Source organism: Streptomyces sp. NPDC047022 (assembly GCF_040644155.1).
In the GTDB taxonomy this organism is placed as follows: domain Bacteria; phylum Actinomycetota; class Actinomycetes; order Streptomycetales; family Streptomycetaceae; genus Streptomyces.
The window spans coordinates 96,769-112,665 of sequence record NZ_JBEYVV010000007.1 but is presented as its reverse complement, the minus strand read 5'-3'; the positions used below and the strand labels follow the sequence as shown (position 1 = coordinate 112,665).

15 protein-coding genes are annotated in these 15,897 nt (G+C 72.1%); 13 read left to right on the top strand and 2 right to left on the bottom strand.

Going from position 1 to position 15,897, the window contains the following annotated elements; all coding sequences use genetic code 11:
* Nucleotides 1–162: 162 nt before the first annotated feature.
* Nucleotides 163–2,304 (top strand): primosomal protein N', encoded by a 2,142-nt coding sequence (locus tag ABZ845_RS10810; protein WP_360976074.1) that lies wholly within the window; start codon nt 163–165, stop codon nt 2,302–2,304.
* A gap of 231 nt (nt 2,305–2,535) precedes the next feature.
* On the opposite strand, the gene ABZ845_RS10805 is transcribed toward ABZ845_RS10810, so the two are convergent.
* Nucleotides 2,536–3,045, bottom strand: a complete 510-nt coding sequence (locus ABZ845_RS10805) for a hypothetical protein (protein ID WP_360976071.1) — start codon at nt 3,043–3,045, stop codon at nt 2,536–2,538.
* Nucleotides 3,046–3,290: 245 nt separating this feature from the next.
* On the opposite strand from ABZ845_RS10805, the gene fmt reads away from it, so the two are divergent.
* From fmt to ABZ845_RS10760, 9 genes are all read left to right on the top strand, one after another.
* On the top strand, nt 3,291–4,223 hold the full coding sequence (gene fmt, locus ABZ845_RS10800) for a methionyl-tRNA formyltransferase (protein ID WP_360976068.1): 933 nt from the start codon (nt 3,291–3,293) through the stop codon (nt 4,221–4,223).
* Between the two features lie 74 nt (nt 4,224–4,297).
* Complete coding sequence (locus tag ABZ845_RS10795; RefSeq protein WP_360976065.1) at nt 4,298–5,707, top strand: transcription antitermination factor NusB; 1,410 nt, start codon at nt 4,298–4,300, stop codon at nt 5,705–5,707.
* Between the two features lie 87 nt (nt 5,708–5,794).
* The gene (gene rpe / locus ABZ845_RS10790) at nt 5,795–6,481 is read left to right on the top strand and encodes a ribulose-phosphate 3-epimerase (RefSeq protein ID WP_360976062.1); all 687 of its coding nucleotides are present in this window, start codon (nt 5,795–5,797) and stop codon (nt 6,479–6,481) included.
* A gap of 78 nt (nt 6,482–6,559) precedes the next feature.
* Nucleotides 6,560–7,603 carry a sugar-binding domain-containing protein gene (locus ABZ845_RS10785; RefSeq protein ID WP_360976425.1) on the top strand — a complete coding sequence of 348 codons (1,044 nt, stop codon included), beginning with the start codon at nt 6,560–6,562 and terminating at the stop codon, nt 7,601–7,603.
* A gap of 117 nt (nt 7,604–7,720) precedes the next feature.
* Nucleotides 7,721–8,074, top strand: a complete 354-nt coding sequence (locus ABZ845_RS10780; protein WP_360976059.1) for a barstar family protein — start codon at nt 7,721–7,723, stop codon at nt 8,072–8,074.
* Between the two features lie 188 nt (nt 8,075–8,262).
* Nucleotides 8,263–8,994, top strand: a complete 732-nt coding sequence (locus ABZ845_RS10775) for a DUF4097 family beta strand repeat-containing protein (RefSeq protein WP_360976056.1) — start codon at nt 8,263–8,265, stop codon at nt 8,992–8,994.
* 210 nt (nt 8,995–9,204) lie between these two features.
* Nucleotides 9,205–10,647: a GuaB1 family IMP dehydrogenase-related protein gene (locus ABZ845_RS10770; RefSeq protein ID WP_360976053.1), complete on the top strand. Its 1,443-nt coding sequence runs from the start codon at nt 9,205–9,207 to the stop codon at nt 10,645–10,647.
* A 229-nt stretch (nt 10,648–10,876) separates the two neighbouring features.
* Complete coding sequence (locus tag ABZ845_RS10765) at nt 10,877–11,419, top strand: GNAT family N-acetyltransferase (protein WP_360976050.1); 543 nt, start codon at nt 10,877–10,879, stop codon at nt 11,417–11,419.
* A gap of 154 nt (nt 11,420–11,573) precedes the next feature.
* Nucleotides 11,574–12,026 (top strand): Lrp/AsnC family transcriptional regulator, encoded by a 453-nt coding sequence (locus ABZ845_RS10760; protein ID WP_360976047.1) that lies wholly within the window; start codon nt 11,574–11,576, stop codon nt 12,024–12,026.
* Nucleotides 12,027–12,063: 37 nt separating this feature from the next.
* Here the strand turns inward: ABZ845_RS10760 and ABZ845_RS10755 are convergent, their stop codons facing one another.
* Nucleotides 12,064–12,804, bottom strand: a complete 741-nt coding sequence (locus tag ABZ845_RS10755; RefSeq protein WP_360976044.1) for a GntR family transcriptional regulator — start codon at nt 12,802–12,804, stop codon at nt 12,064–12,066.
* A gap of 224 nt (nt 12,805–13,028) precedes the next feature.
* Here ABZ845_RS10755 and ABZ845_RS10750 point away from each other — a divergent pair, with 224 nt between their 5' ends.
* Genes ABZ845_RS10750 through ABZ845_RS10740 form a run of 3 tightly spaced genes read left to right on the top strand, consistent with a single transcriptional unit; the run spans nt 13,029 to nt 15,897 of the window.
* Nucleotides 13,029–14,183 carry an extracellular solute-binding protein gene (locus ABZ845_RS10750; protein WP_360976041.1) on the top strand — a complete coding sequence of 385 codons (1,155 nt, stop codon included), beginning with the start codon at nt 13,029–13,031 and terminating at the stop codon, nt 14,181–14,183.
* Entirely contained in the window at nt 14,180–15,085 is a 906-nt protein-coding gene (locus ABZ845_RS10745) for an ABC transporter permease subunit (RefSeq protein WP_360976038.1), read from the top strand. Before ABZ845_RS10750 ends, ABZ845_RS10745 begins: the two co-directional genes overlap by 4 nt.
* A complete protein-coding gene (locus tag ABZ845_RS10740) occupies nt 15,073–15,897 on the top strand; it encodes an ABC transporter permease subunit (RefSeq protein ID WP_360976035.1) in 825 nt (274 codons plus the stop codon). The genes ABZ845_RS10745 and ABZ845_RS10740 overlap by 13 nt, the downstream gene beginning before the upstream one ends.

Genomic DNA, 15,897 nt, shown 5'->3' with positions numbered 1-15,897 from the left:
CCGCACCACTCGTCTTGCGAGGCCCGGCGCCCTTCTGGGGTGCCGGGCCTCGGCGCGTCGTGGACGGCGGCGACGGGCCCCACGGCCGGAGGGTGCGGGATCCGGGGCCGGGGCGACTTCGCGCAGGCGACGGTGTCAGTGCCATTTGGTAAGAATGCAGGCGTGAGCAGCGGGAACGGACAGCAGCCGGCGGGCGGGGGAGAGGCCGCACCGCCCGAGCAGCTTGCGCTGATCCGTGAGGCCGTGCGTAAGGCCAAGGAACCCAGGGCCAAACCCCGGACGTGGCGGGGGGCCGAGCTGGCCGGGGAAATGCCCGTCGCCCGGGTGCTGGTGGACAAGGGCGTGCTGCACCTGGACCGGTACTTCGACTACGCCGTACCGAAGGAACTCGACGCGGTGGCCAAGCCCGGGGTGAGGGTGCGGGTCCGCTTCGGCGCCGGAGGGCGCTCTGTGCGTGAGGGTCGGCGTGAGGGCGGCGGACTCATCGACGGCTTCCTCGTCGAGCGGATCGCCGAGTCCGACTACACAGGGCCCCTGGCCGCCCTGGCGCAGGTCGTCTCACCCGAGCCCGTCCTGACGCCCGAGCTGCTCAGCCTTGCCCGTGCCGTCGCCGACCGGTACGCGGGCAGCATCGCCGATGTGCTCCAGCTCGCCGTGCCGCCACGGCACGCCAAGGCCGAGGCCACCGAGACGGGTGCACCGCTTCCGCCGCCTCCCGCCCCGGCTCCCGGCTCCTGGCAGCGGTACTCAAGGGGGCCGGAGTTCCTGCGGTCGCTGGCATCGGGCGGCGCCCCCCGGGCCGTGTGGACCGCGCTGCCCGGCCCCCAGTGGGCCGAGGAGATCGCCCGGGCCGTGCAGGCCACGCTCGCCTCGGGACGGGGCGCCCTGGTCGTCGTGCCCGCCGGGCGGGCCGCCGCGCGGGTCGATGCCGCGCTCAGGGAGCTGCTGGGGGAGGGGCTGCACGCCGTTCTGACCGCCGACGCCGGGCAGGAGCGGCGGTACCGGGAGTGGCTCGCCGTGCTGCGCGGCACGGTGCGTGCCGTCGTAGGGACGCGGGCGGCCATGTTCGCGCCGGTGCGCGACCTGGGTCTCGTCGTCGTCTGGGACGACGGGGACGCCAGCCACAGCGACGACAACGCCCCCTTCCCCCATGTCCGCGAGGTGCTGGAACTCCGGGCGACACGCGACAAGTGCGCGTTCCTGCTGGGCAGCCGCGGCTGCACCGTCGAGGCCGCCCAGCTTGTCGAGAGCGGCTGGGCCGCAGCGCTCGTGGCCGACCGCGAGCAGGTTCGGGCCGCCGCGCCCCTCGTGCGGACCGTGGGTGACGGGGACCTTGCGCGGGACGAGGCCGCGCGGGCGGCACGCCTGCCGACGCTCGCCTGGGAGGTCATACGGGACGGACTGCGGCAGGGACCCGTGCTGGTGCAGGTGCCACGGCGGGGCTATGTGCCCCGGCTGGCCTGTGCGCGGTGCCGCGCCCCCGCCCGGTGCCGGCACTGCGCGGGGCCGCTGGCCGCCCAGGAGGCGGGGGAGCTGTGCTGCGGATGGTGCGGGCAGCCGGAGAGCGCCTGGCACTGCCCCGAGTGCGGCGCGTTCCGGCTGCGCGCCCAGGTCGTCGGCGCACGGCGGACCGCCGAGGAGCTGGGGCGGGCCTTTCCCGCCGTCCCGGTGCGGACCTCGGGTCGTGAGCAGGTGCTGGACACGGTGCCGGGGACCCCTGCCCTGGTCGTCAGCACCCCCGGCGCCGAGCCGGTCGCCGAGGGCGGGTACACGGCGGCGGTGCTCCTCGACGCGTGGGCCATGCTGGGGCGTCCGGACCTGCGGGCGGGCGAGGAGGCTTTGCGGCGGTGGATCGGCGCCGCCGCGCTCGTACGGCCCCAGCCGGCCGGCGGAACCGTCGTGGTCGTCGCCGAGCCGACGCTGCGGCCCGTTCAGGCGCTCGTGCGGTGGGACCCCGTCGGGCACGCGGTGCGGGAGCTCGCCGAGCGGGCCGAGCTGGGATTCCCTCCGGTGTCCCGGATGGCGGCGGTGACCGGGCCGGTCGGGGCGGTGACGGAGTTCCTGGGCGGGGTGCGGTTGCCGCAGGACGCGGAGGTGCTGGGGCCGGTTCCGGTGTCCGGAGGCGTAGGGGCACAAGCGCGGGGTGTTGCTCCGGCGTTGCCGGGGGAGCGGGCGCTGGTGCGGGTGCCGCCGGGGAGCGGGGCGGTGTTGGCTTCGGTGCTGAAGGCCGCGGTGGCCGCGCGGATGGCGCGGGGGGCGCGTGAGGCGGTGCGGATCCGCATCGATCCGCTGGACATCGGCTGACGGGCGCCTGCGGGGGCTGGAGGATGTGCGCGTCTCCTGTCGCCTACAGGGGCTGACCCGCCGTGCTCCGGCCCTGGGTTCGTCGTGTCCGCCCGCGCCCGCGCGGCGGAGCCGCATGCCGATGGAGATCCGCGCCCCCTTCAAGCGCGCTGGGCGCGCTCTCCCGTGCGGCGGGGCCACAGAGCGACAGTGCCCCGCGTCCCTTCCCGGGGCGCGGGGCGGTGGAGGCGGTCAGCCGTTGCGCGGGCTGGGGAACGGCGTGGGGGTGGAGGCTGAGGGCTGGGTCGGCATGGCGCGGGCTGCCGGGACCGTGGGCAGGCCCGCGCTCGCGTTGAGGGTGCGGGTGCCGGTTGGTTCGGGCGCACGTTCGGTCTCCGGGGAGGGTGGGGTGGCCGCGCGACGGGCGCCGTAACGCCGGTGGACGGCCTGCTTGGTGACGCCGAGGGCCGATCCCACCGCGTCCCAGGAGAAGCCGAGCGAACGGTCGAAGTCCACGGCCGCCGTGACCAGCGTCTCGACGCTGTCCCGCAACTCCTGGGCGAGGCGGACCGTCGGGGCGGGGGCGCGTCCGTAGACGACGAAGCCCGTGGACGGGCCGGAACGACGCGGGCGGTAGACGTTGCCCAACTGGGCGGTGAGGGTGCGCAGTGCGTCCACCTGCCGGCGGACCCGCTCGATGTCCCGCACCAGCAAGTGCAGGCTCGCCCGGGCCTGGGCGTCGTGGGTTGCGTGGTCGGCCATGAACAAGCCTCTCGAACCGGCGTTGAAAAGGATCGGGCCGCCGTCGCGGCCCGCTGTGCGGTCAACTCTTTCTTGACCAACGCGCTTTTGGGTCTGTGGTCACGGTGCGGGGGCGCGAGGGCATATGCCGTACGCCCCCATTCACCCCCCGGCCCTCATAGACTGGTGTGCTGCCCGACCGACCCGGCGCCGCCGGAGAGGTGCGGGTCCGTCAGAACTCCCGCCCGAGAGGCCGTCACCCACCCATGAGGCTCGTCTTCGCAGGTACCCCCGAGGTCGCCGTTCCCGCCCTGGACGCCCTGATCGCGTCCCAGCGGCACGAGGTGGCAGCCGTCGTCACACGGCCCGACGCTCCGGCGGGGCGCGGGCGCAGGCTGGTCGCCAGCCCCGTGGCCGAACGGGCGGCCGAGGCGGGGATCGAGATCCTCAGGCCGAGCAAGCCCCGGGACGAGGACTTCCTCGCCCGGCTGCGGCAGATCGCGCCCGACTGCTGTCCCGTCGTCGCCTATGGAGCGCTCCTGCCGCGCGTGGCCCTCGACGTCCCCTCGCACGGCTGGGTCAACCTCCACTTCTCCCTGCTTCCCGCCTGGCGCGGCGCCGCCCCCGTGCAGCACTCGATCCTGGCGGGCGACGAGATCACCGGCGCCTCCACCTTCCTCATCGAGGAAGGACTCGACTCCGGCCCCGTCTACGGCACCGTCACCGAGCGGATCCGGCCCACCGACACCAGCGGCGACCTGCTCACCCGCCTCGCCTTCGCCGGCGCGGGACTGCTCGAGGCCACCATGGACGGCATCGAGGACGGCAGCCTCAAGGCCGTGCCGCAGCCCGCCGACGGCGTCACGCTCGCGCCGAAGATCATGGTGGAGGACGCGCACGTCGACTGGTCCGCGCCCGCCCTCCGTGTCGACCGCATGGTGCGCGCCTGCACTCCCGCCCCCGGCGCGTGGACCGCCTTCCGGGGCGAGCGCCTCAAGCTGATCCAGGTCGTCCCCGTGCCCGAGCGCACCGACCTCGCCCCCGGGCAGCTGGCCGTCGGCAAGAACGACGTGTACGCCGGAACCGGCTCCTACGCCGTCGAACTGCTGTGGGTGCAGGCCCAGGGCAAGAAGCCGATGCGGGCCGCGGACTGGGCGCGCGGGGTGCGGATCGGCGCCTCGGAGAACCTGGGGAGCTGACCTCCCCGGCCCTCCCGACAGCCAGGGACGTACGCTTGAGGCGCACGTCATCCAACACCCGGAGCACATTCTTCGTGAGCGACCAGCCCCGTCGTCCCCGCAAGCCGTACCGCAGGCCCAAGAAGGACCCCGTCCGCATCCTCGCCTTCGAGGCGCTCAGGGCCGTCGACGAGCGGGACGCGTACGCGAACCTCGTCCTCCCGCCCCTGCTGCGCAAGGCACGGGAGAACGACGACTTCGACGGGCGCGACGCGGCGCTCGCCACCGAGCTGGTCTACGGCACGCTGCGCCGGCAGGGGACGTACGACGCGGTCATCGCGGCCTGTGTCGACCGGCCGCTCGGTGATGTCGACCCGCCCGTGCTCGACGTTCTGAGCCTGGGCGTCCACCAACTGCTCGGGACCCGCATCCCCTCCCACGCGGCGGTCTCCGCCACCGTCGAGCTCGCCCGGGTCGTGCTGGGTGACGGGAGGGCCAAGTTCGTCAACGCCGTGCTGCGCAAGGTCGCGCAGGACGACCTCGACGGCTGGCTGCGGCGCGTGGCACCGCCGTACGACGAGGACCCCGAGGAGCACCTGGCCGTGGTGCACTCGCACCCGCGCTGGGTCGTCTCCGCCCTGTGGGACTCCCTGGGCGGCCCCCGCGCCGGGATCGAGGACCTCCTGGAGGCCGACAACGAGCGGCCCGAGGTCACGCTCGTCGCCCGTCCCGGCCGGTCCGGCACCGAGGAACTGCTGCGTGAGGAAGCCGCGATGCCGGGGCGCTGGTCCCCGTACGCGGTCCGGCTCACCGAGGGCGGTGAGCCCGGTGCCGTGGACGCCGTGCGCGAAGGGCGCGCGGGCGTCCAGGACGAGGGCAGCCAGCTCGTCGCGCTGGCCCTCGCGAACGCGCCCCTGGAAGGGCCCGACGAGAAGTGGCTCGACGGATGCGCGGGACCCGGCGGCAAGGCGGCCCTGCTCGCGGCGCTCGCCGCCGAGCGCGGGGCGGTGCTGCTGGCCTCCGAGAAGCAGCCGCACCGTGCCGGCCTGGTGGCGAAGGCACTGGCCGGGAACCCCGGCCCGTACCAGGTCATCGCCGCCGACGGCACCCGTCCGCCGTGGCGGCCCGGCAGCTTCGACCGGGTCCTGATGGACGTGCCCTGCACCGGACTCGGGGCGCTGCGCCGCAGGCCCGAGGCCCGCTGGCGACGCCGTCCCGAGGACCTGGACGGCTTCGGACCGCTCCAGCGCGCCCTGCTGCGCACGGCCCTGGAGGCGGTACGTGTCGGAGGTGTGGTCGGGTACGCCACCTGCTCGCCGCATCTCGCCGAGACCCGTGCCGTGGTCGCCGACGTCATCAAGGAGTTCCCCGGCGCCGACCTCCTCGATGCCCGGCCCCTCCTCCCGGGCGTCCCGGCGCTCGGCGAGGGCCCGGACGTCCAGCTGTGGCCGCATCTGCACGGCACCGACGCGATGTATCTGGCGCTCGTGCGCCGTACCGCCTGAGGCGGCCGGAGGCCGAGGAACGCCTCGAAGCGGTCCAGGGGGCGGACCGGCGGCAACAACCGGCCCGGGGCATGGCAGGCTTGGGTCATGGCCGTGCAGATCAACCCCAGCATCCTGTCCGCCGACTTCGCCCGCCTCGCCGAGGAGGCGAAGGCAGTGGAGGGCGCCGACTGGCTCCACGTCGACGTCATGGACAACCACTTCGTCCCGAACCTCACGCTCGGCGTACCGGTCGTAGAGTCTCTGGCCCGGGCGACGGACACTCCGCTGGACTGCCACCTCATGATCGAGGACGCCGATCGGTGGGCACCGCAGTACGTCGAAGCGGGTGCCGGATCCGTCACCTTCCACGTCGAGGCGGCCGCCGCACCCGTGCGGCTCGCCCGCGAGATCCGGGCCAAGGGTGCCAGGGCCTCCATGGCCCTGAAGCCCGCGACTCCCATCGAGCCGTACGAGGACCTGCTGCCCGAGCTCGACATGCTGTTGATCATGACGGTCGAGCCCGGCTTCGGCGGACAGGCCTTCCTGGACATCATGCTGCCGAAGATCCGCCGTACCCGCGAGCTCATCAGCAAGCACGGCCTCGAGCTGTGGCTCCAGGTCGACGGCGGTGTCTCGGCCTCCACCGTCGAACAATGCGCGGAGGCGGGAGCAGACGTCTTCGTGGCGGGTTCGGCCGTGTACGGGGCGTCCGACCCGGCCGCGGCGGTACGTGCACTGCGCACCCAGGCGGAGCGGGCCAGTGCCCGAGCGTCATGGGCTTGCGACGACTGAGACAACGGAACCTGAACGCCGTCCGTCCGGGCTGATCAAGCACGCCGGATCTGCAAGGATGAACGGCGTATGCAGAGTGTGAACAGCAGTGAGGAGATGGCCGTGTCGGGTATGTCGGCGGGCCGGTCAGCCATGCGGATGGGACCCGCTGAGCTGGTGCAGGCGGCGGCCATGGCCCGTCGCTTCTATCTCGAGGGCAAGTCCAAGATCCAGATCGCTGAGGAGTTCGGCGTCAGCCGCTTCAAGGTGGCCCGGGTCCTGGAGACCGCCCTCGAACGGGATCTCGTGCGTATCGAGATCCGTGTTCCGGCCGAGCTGGACGCCGAGCGCTCCGACGCGCTGCGCGCCCGGTACGGCCTCAGACATGCCGTCGTGGTGGAGTCCCCGGCCGAGGCCGAGGAGTCGCCCGACCCCGAGAACCTCGGTGAGGTGGCCGCCGACCTGCTCGGCGAGCTGGTCGCCGAGGGTGATGTGCTGGGCCTGGCCTGGGGACGCTCCACCATCCACATGGCGGCGGCTCTCGACCGGCTGCCGCCGTGCACGGTGGTGCAGCTGACCGGCGTCTATGACGCGGGCACCTCCGAGCGGGGCTCGGTGGAGGCCGTGCGCCGTGCCGCGCAGGTCTCCGGCGGCGACGCCCACCCCATCTACGCGCCGATGCTGCTGCCCGACGCGGCGACGGCCGCGGCGCTGCGCAGTCAGACGGGGATCGCCCGCGCCTATGAGTACTTCGACAAGGTCACGGTCGCCTGCGTCTCCATCGGCTCCTGGGAGCCCGGTATCTCGACGGTGCACGACATGCTCAGCGACGAGGAGCGCGCGCACTACGCCTCGCTCGGTGTCGCCGCCGAGATGGCCGCGCACCTCTTCGACACCGAGGGCCGCCGGGTCGGACGGGACCTGGGGGAGCGGTGCATCACCGTAAAGGCGGACCAGCTGCGCCGTATCCCCGAGGTCGTGGCGATCGCGGGCGGACAGCGCAAGGCCGCCGCGATCGACGCGGTGCTGCGGTCCGGGCTCGTCACCAGCCTGGTGACGGACACGGCCGCGGCGGACTATCTGATGACGGCGGGACCAGCGCCCAAGCCGGCCCTGCACCGGGCGGACCCGGACGGGTCGTGACCTGCCGTTACCGGGCACGCGGGGGCCGCGGCGGCATGCATGCCGTGCCGCGGCGGTATGTCCTCTCGCGTGCCCTGTGCCCGGGCGCTCCCTACCACGCCTTCAGGGAGTACTGAGATGTCCGACGACCTCGCCTGCCGGCTCCTGGTCACGCTGGACCTCCAGGGGGCCATGGACAAGGCCGCGTTCATGGAGCGGGTCGTCGTCGCACTCGGCCTTCCGGGCTGGTTCGGCCGCAACTGGGACGCGCTCGCCGACTCGCTCACCGACCACACGGTCTGGCCGGGCGGTGCCGCGGACAAGGGCCTGCTGCTCGCGGTGCGGGGCTGGCAGCAGTACGCGAAGGCACGGCCCGAGGAGTGGGCGATGGCCCGGGAGGTGTTCGCCGAGGCGATGGACCGGATGCCGGCTCTCGCGGTGGCCCTCGTCCTCGGGGGAGCCCACGAAGACCCGGCCGACGTACCCGCGTGATCCGGGCGGGGGCCGCACGCCCCCTGAGGCCGACCAGGTGTTCCCGTGTGCGGACCCGGGGGTTTACCCCATGGTCGCGCGGTTTGCGACGGCGATAGTGTCGTTGAGCGTTCAGGCCACAACGGCCTCGGACCAGCGCTTGTTTCACGCCCGCTCAGGCGACTCTGCATCAGAACCGGGGGACATTCATGCGTCGGTCACTTCGCCGCTCAGGGATCTTCGCGGTGGCCGGTATCGCCATCGGCGCACTCGCCGCGTGCGGTCTGGTGGGGGAGAAGACCTACGAGGACGACAGCACGCTCTCGGGGAAGATCACCTCGATCCGGCTGGACATCGGGTCGGGCGGTGTCACGGTCAACGGCGTCCCGGGCGGCGGCCCCTTCTCGCTGCACCGCAAGATCGGCTACCGGGGCGACGAGCCCCGCGGAGCCACTCACCGGATCGAGGACGGTGTGCTGATCCTCGGAGGCTGCGGCAGCCGCTGCTCGGTCGACTACACCGTGGACGTGCCGGCGGGAATCCCGGTCGTCGGAGAGGCTTCCAGCGGGTCCGTCCATCTGGCCAGGGTCGGCGCGGTCAAGGTGACGACCAGCTCCGGTGACATCGAGATGAACGGCGTGACCGGCACGGTGGAGGCGAGGACCAGCGACGGCGAGATCACCGGCAAGGGCATGAGGAGCGACCGCATCGAGGCCCGGACCTCCAACGGCAGCATCAGCCTGACGCCGGACACCCCGGCCGACGTGCGTGCCAAGACGTCCAACGGCGCCGTCACCCTGGCCATGCCGCGGGCCGGCTATCGGGTGAGCGCCCAGACGGACAACGGCGGCAAGCACATCGATGTCCCCGACGACCCGTCCGGCAGATACGCGCTCGCAGTGGAGACCGGCAATGGGGACATCACCGTGAAGAGCGGCTGAGCCGGAGCCGGGCCCGACCGCCCGCGGGATGGCCGGACTCCGGGCACGCGATGGCCCTCCTCCTTGGAGGATCCCACGAAGGCCCGGCTGACCTGCCTGGACGATCCGTCCAGGGACCGCACACCCCCTGCCATGGGACAATGAAGTACGTGCTCTCCCCCTGGCTGACCTGTCCGGGGGCCGCCTCTGATCGACTGGGATGTGCAGCACGTGCGTTTCCTCAATGACATCCGGCCCGCGTACGACCTGACGTACGACGACGTCTTCATGGTGCCGAGCCGCAGCGCCGTGGGTTCCCGCCAGGGCGTGGACCTCGCCGCCCCGGACGGCACGGGCACCACCATCCCGCTGGTCGTCGCCAACATGACCGCCATCGCCGGCCGCCGTATGGCGGAGACGATGGCCCGGCGCGGTGGTCTGGCCGTCATTCCGCAGGACATCCCGATCGACGTGGTGACCGAGGTGATCTCCTGGGTCAAGAGCCGCCACCTGGTGCTGGACACCCCGATCGTGCTCGCCCCGCACCAGACCGTGGCCGACGCGCTCGCCCTGCTGCCCAAGCGGGCGCACAACGCCGGTGTGGTCGTGGACGACGAGCACCGGCCCGTCGGCGTGGTGACCGACGCCGACCTCTCCGGCGTGGACCGCTTCACCCAGCTCGAAGTCGTGATGTCGAGGGACCTGCTGCTCCTAGACGCCGGCATCGACCCGCGTGAGGCCTTCAACACCCTCGACGGCGCCAACCGCCGCTACGCGCCCGCCGTCGACAAGGACGGCAAGCTCGCGGGGATCCTCACCCGCAAGGGCGCCCTGCGCGCCACGCTCTACACCCCGGCCACCGACGCGGGCGGCAGGCTGCGCATCGCCGCCGCCGTCGGCATCAACGGCGATGTCGCGGGCAAGGCCAAGCAGCTGCTCGACGCGGGCGTCGACACGCTTGTCATCGACACCGCGCACGGTCACCAGGAGTCGATGCTCAACGCGATCAGGACCGTGCGGGCGCTGGACCCGCAGGTACCGATCGTGGCGGGCAACATCGTCGCCGCCGAGGGCGTGCGCGATCTGGTCGAGGCCGGCGCGGACATCATCAAGGTCGGTGTGGGCCCCGGCGCCATGTGCACCACGCGCATGATGACGGGCGTCGGCCGCCCGCAGTTCTCGGCGGTCCTGGAGTGCGCCGCCGAGGCGCGGAAGTTCGGCAAGCACGTGTGGGCCGACGGCGGTGTCCGCCACCCGCGTGACGTCGCGATGGCGCTGGCCGCCGGTGCGTCCAACGTGATGATCGGCTCCTGGTTCGCGGGCACGTACGAGTCCCCGGGCGACCTCCAGCAGGACGCGAACGGCCGCCTCTACAAGGAGTCGTTCGGCATGGCGTCGGCGCGCGCGGTGCGCAACCGCACGTCGGAGGAGTCGGCGTACGACCGCGCCCGCAAGGCGCTGTTCGAGGAGGGCATCTCGACCTCCCGCATGTTCCTCGACCCGGCCCGTCCCGGTGTGGAGGACCTGATCGACTCGATCATCGCGGGTGTCCGCTCCTCGTGCACCTACGCGGGCGCCAACTCCCTCGAGGAGTTCGCCGAACGGGCCGTCGTGGGCATCCAGAGCGCGGCGGGCTACGCGGAGGGCAAGCCGCTGCACGCCAGCTGGAGCTGACCCGGATCCCCGGATCCCCGGATCCCCGGATCCCCGGATCCCCGGATCCCCGGATCCCCGGATCCCCGGATCCCCGGATCCCCGGATCCCCGGATCCCGGGATCCCCGGATCTCCGAATCCCTTGACCGCGGCCCTTGTTCCGCCTTCGGCGGGCGCGACAAGGGCCGCGGGCGTGTGCGGACGAAAACCAGAGGACCGCGGCGACGCCGGGCGCCTACGGTCGCGTGCATGGAGATCACTGTCTGCCGGGCGGCCGATGTGGTGCTGCTCGACCGTTACATCGGCTCACCCGGAGTCGCCTCCTCCCACGCCCGCCGTTTCGGGTGCCAGGAGGCGGGGGAGGGCACCTACCTGGTCGCCTGGGCCGAGGGGCGGCCCGTGGGGCACGCGGAGGTCCGCTGGGGCGGCTGCGACGCGCCCGAAGTGCGCGCCGCCCGGCCCGGCTGCCCCGAGATCAACGGGCTCGCCGTCTGGCCCGAAGAACTGCGCTCGCGCGGCACAGGCAGCGCCTTGATCCGTGCGGCGGAGGAACTGGCGCGGGAGCGTGGCCGCCCGGTGATCGGCCTCGGCGTCGACGAGGCCAACACGCGCGCCGCGGCCCTGTACGCACGGCTCGGCTACCGGCCGCTCATCCCGTATGTGAACTGCTGGTCGTACGAGGACGCGGACGGTGTCACGCATGAGCAGGCCGATCCCTGCACATTCCTCGTCAAGGACCTGGCCCCGGACCCGGAAGCGCAGCTGGAGCCGGGCCACGAGGCCAGGTGCTGACGAGCCCCGGCGCCTCTGAGCCCGGACCGGCGCGGACGGCCCGTCCGCTCATGGTCTACTTCCTGTATGGCCACCGCCGCTCCCGGCCCGCCGCCGCGGAGCCCGCGTCGACCGCAGTCATCACAGGTCATCACAGAGAAGTGAACAGCCCGCCTTGCTGAACGATCTCGACGAACGCATCGTCCACGCCCTTGCCGAGGACGCCCGCCGCTCCTACGCGGACATCGGGCAGATGATCGGCCTGTCCGCCCCCGCGGTGAAGCGGCGTGTGGACCGGCTGCGCGCGACCGGCGCCATCACCGGGTTCACCGTGCGGGTGGACCCGGGCGCGCTCGGCTGGGAGACCGAGGGGTTCGTCGAGATCTACTGCCGGCGCAACACCTCGCCGGAGACCATCCAACGGGGCCTGGAGCGCTACCAGGAGGTCGTGGCCGCATCCACCGTCACCGGGGAGGCGGACGCCGTCGCCCAGGTCTTCGCCTCCGACATGCGCCACTTCGAGCGCGTGCTGGAGCGCATCGCCGGGGAGCCGTTCGTGGAGCGCACCAAATCGGTGCTCGTCCTGTCGCCGTTGCTGCGCCGGTTCTCCTCGGGCTCACCTACGTAGCCCCCTCCGGGGAGGGGGCCCCTCTCGGGGAGCGCGTTCATCCTGCCGTCTTGCGCGCCAGCGCGTTGTTCCCGATCGAGTTGCGCACGCTGAAGCTCACGGCGTCCGAGCGGTAGCGGTCGTCCGACCACTCCACCGGGCGCCCTTCGCGGGTGGTGGTGACCCGGCGGACCCGCAGCAGTGGGCTGGTGCGACGGACGCCGAGCAGTTCGGCGTCCTGGGCGCCTGCCGAGACCGCGTCGATCACATGCTCCCCGTACGCGAACACCAGGCCCGTGTTCTCGTAGAGCCGCTGGGTGACGGAGGGGCAGTCGGGCTCTATCGACTCCACCGCCGTGGAGATCCAGTCCGCGTAGACGGTCCGCTCCAGCAGGACGGGTTCACCGTCGAGACCCCGCACCCGCAGGACGTGCAGCACCCGGCTGTCCGAGGGCAGTTGGAGACGCCCGGCGTCCTCCTTCGTGGCCTGCCGGTACTCCTGCGCCACCACGTGCCCCGACGCCTCGCGGCCCATCGCCCGCGCCCACTGCGCGAAGCTGCGCAGTTCCGCGAAGCTCTGGCTGCGGCGGCTGGCCAGGACCACCCGGCGGGCACCCTGCCGCGAGCCGATGAGTCCCTCCGCGGTCAGGGCAGCGACGGCCTGGCGGACCGTGCCGCGCGAGACGCCGTAGTTGGCCGCGAGGTCGGTCTCCGGCGGCAGCAGGGCACCCACCGTGTACTCCTCGCGGTCGATCGCGCGTCGCAGTTCGTCCGCGATCTCCTCATGTCGGGCCGTCATGCTTCCCCTCGGATCGGATGGCTGTGTACGCCTATGGACAGCCTGACCAGCGTAATCGAGACCTGAGCGTGATCTGGGCCGATCGCGAATGTGCAGGCAAGAAGGGTCCAGGGTTTTGCCGCTGTTCACGATCTAGACACCAGCGGCGGGCGTACTGTAATCAACTTGTTCAGACAAGTCCTCCCCACCCCCCGTGAGTCTTCATGCGTACTCCTGGAGAGACCGTGACCGTGTTCCAGCCGAGAACCGTCGTCATCGCCGGTGGCCTCGTCGTCGCCGCGCTCGCCCTCAGCGCCTGTGGCGCCGCCCCCGACAACAAGTCGACCACCGCGGACGGCAAGAGCGCGGCCACCGCCGCCTCGGCCGCGGACTTCGGCGGCCTTGACGCCCTGGTCAAGGCCGCCAAGAAGGAGGGCACGCTGCACGCGATCGCCCTGCCCCGCGACTGGGCCAACTACGGCGCCCTGCTCGACGGCTTCCAGAAGAAGTACGGCATCAAGGTCACGGTCGAGAACCCGGACGGGACCAGCGCGCAGGAGATCCAGGCCGTCAGCACCCGCAAGGGCCAGGACCGCGCCCCCGACGTCCTGGACATCGGCAGCTCCTTCACCGCCAGCGCCGCACAGCAGGGACTGCTCGCCTCGTACAAGGTGGCGGGCTACGACGACATCCCCGCCGCGCAGAAGGACGCGCAGGCCCGCTGGTTCAACGACTACGGCGGCTACGTCTCCATCGGCTGCGACGCCAAGCGCGTCAAGGTGTGCCCGACCACGTTCAAGGACCTCCTCAAGCCGGAGTACAAGGGCCAGGTCGCGCTCAACGGCAACCCGACCAAGTCCGGTTCGGCCTTCGGCGGCGTCTTCGCGGCGGCCCTTGCCAACGGCGGCTCCTTCGACAACATCCAGCCCGGCATCGACTTCTTCGCCCAGCTGAAGAAGAGCGGCAACTACACGCCCGTCGAGTCGACCCCGGCCACCGTCGAAAAGGGCGAGACCCCGATCAGCATCGACTGGGACTACCTGAACGCCGGCTACGCGGACGAGTTCAAGTCCAAGGGCCTGGACTGGAAGATCGCCGTCCCGAGCGACGGCCAGTACGCCCAGTACTACTCGCAGGCCATCAACAAGGACGCCCCGCACCCGGCCGCCGCGCGCCTGTGGGAGGAGTACCTGTACAGCGCCGAGGGCCAGAACCTCTGGCTGAAGGGCTACGCCCGCCCCGTGCTGATGCCCGCCCTGGACAAGGCCGGCACGCTGGACAAGACCGCCGCCGCCGCCCTCCCGCAGGTCACCGGCACCCCCTCGTTCCCGACCAAGGCTCAGCAGGACAAGGCCAGCTCGGTCCTGACGCAGGGCTGGGGCAAGGCCGTCTCCGGATGACCGCCGTCCTCACCGAGACCGAGCCGGCGTCCGCCGCTGCTTCGCAGCAGCGGCGGCGCCGCCGCTCGTTCGGCGCACTCGCCGTCCTCCCGCTGCTCGCGTTCACGGCGATGGCCTTCGGCATTCCCGCGTTCGCGATGTTCAACGGCGCCTTCACCGTCAAGAACGATGCCACCGGCGCCGTCTCGTACACCATGGCCAACGTGACCGGCTCCCTGCACGGCGCCTATCTGACGGCCCTGATCGGCAGCGTCAAGCTGTCCGCCATCTCGGCCGCGATCGGTACCGTGTCCGGCCTGCTGCTCGCGCAGGCCGTGGTCACCTCCCGCTTCCGGGCCGTGCGCGAGGCCGTGCTCACCGGGTCCGGGGTCCTCGCCAACTTCGGCGGTGTCCCCCTCGCGTTCGCCTTCATCGCCACGCTCGGCAACAACTCCGGAGTGGTGACCCAGTACTTCGGCCTCAAGGACAAGGGCTGGGACCTCTACAGCTTCTGGGGTCTGGTGGTCGTCTACCTGTACTTCCTGATCCCGCTGATGGTCCTCACCATCACCCCCGCCCTCGAGGGCCTGCGCGTCCAGTGGCGCGAGGCCGCGCAGAACAACGGAGCCACCACCTTCCAGTACTGGCGGCACGTGGCCCTGCCTGTGCTGATGCCCTCGCTGCTCGGCGGTTTCGTACTGCTCTTCGGCAGCGCGTTCGCCGCGTACGCGACCGCCGCGGCCATGGTGGGCAGCACGGTCCCGCTCGTGACGCTGCAGATCGCCGACGCCCTGGGCGGCAACGTCCTGGTCGGGCAGGAGCACGTGGCGCTCGCCCTCAGCCTCGACATGGTCGTTGTCGCCGGCCTGGTCATGGCCGTGTATCTCCCCCTGCAACGACGGAGTAGCCGATGGCTCGCCTGAACCTGTGGCGCTGGGCCGTCTGGGCCTTCGCCGGGCTGTACTTCCTGGTCCCGCTCATCGCCTCAGTGATCTTCACGGTGGACGTGCCCGGCCAGGGCATCACCTTCGACGCCTACAGCAAGATCCTCACTACCCCCGGCTTCACCTCCAGCCTGCTGCTCTCGCTGGAACTGGCCGCCGCGACCATCGCCCTGGTCCTGCTGCTGATGGTGCCCGCGATGGTCGCGCTGCGGCTCGGCGCGCCGAAGCTCAGGCCGGTCGTGGAGGTGGTCTGCTCGCTGCCACTGGTCGTGCCGCCGATCGCGTTCGTCGCAGGCATCGCGACCGTGCTCAAGTGGGGCCCCGACTACTTGTCCCGCACACCGCTGTTCGAGACGTTCGTGGCGATCCAGAACCCGGACTTCCCGTTCGTGCTGGTTCTCGCCTACGTCGTGATGGCGCTGCCGTTCGTGCACCGGGCGCTGGACGCGGGCCTGCGGGCCATCGACGTGCGCACCCTGGTCGAGGCGGCCCGCAGCTGCGGGGCGAGCTGGCCCAAGGCCCTCGTCCAGGCGGTGCTGCCCAATCTGCGCGGCGCCCTGCTGAACGCCTCGTTCCTCACGCTGGCCCTGGTCCTCGGTGAGTTCACCGTCGCGCAGCTGCTCGGATTCACTCCCTTCGCCGTGTGGATCTACAGCATCGGCGGCGAGCAGGCCCAGTTGTCCGTCGCCGTCTCCGTGCTCAGTCTGCTCGTCACCTGGGCCCTGCTCCTGTCGCTCGCCACCTTCGGCGGACGCTCCCGTACCGCCTCCCGTACCGCCGCCAAGGGATGA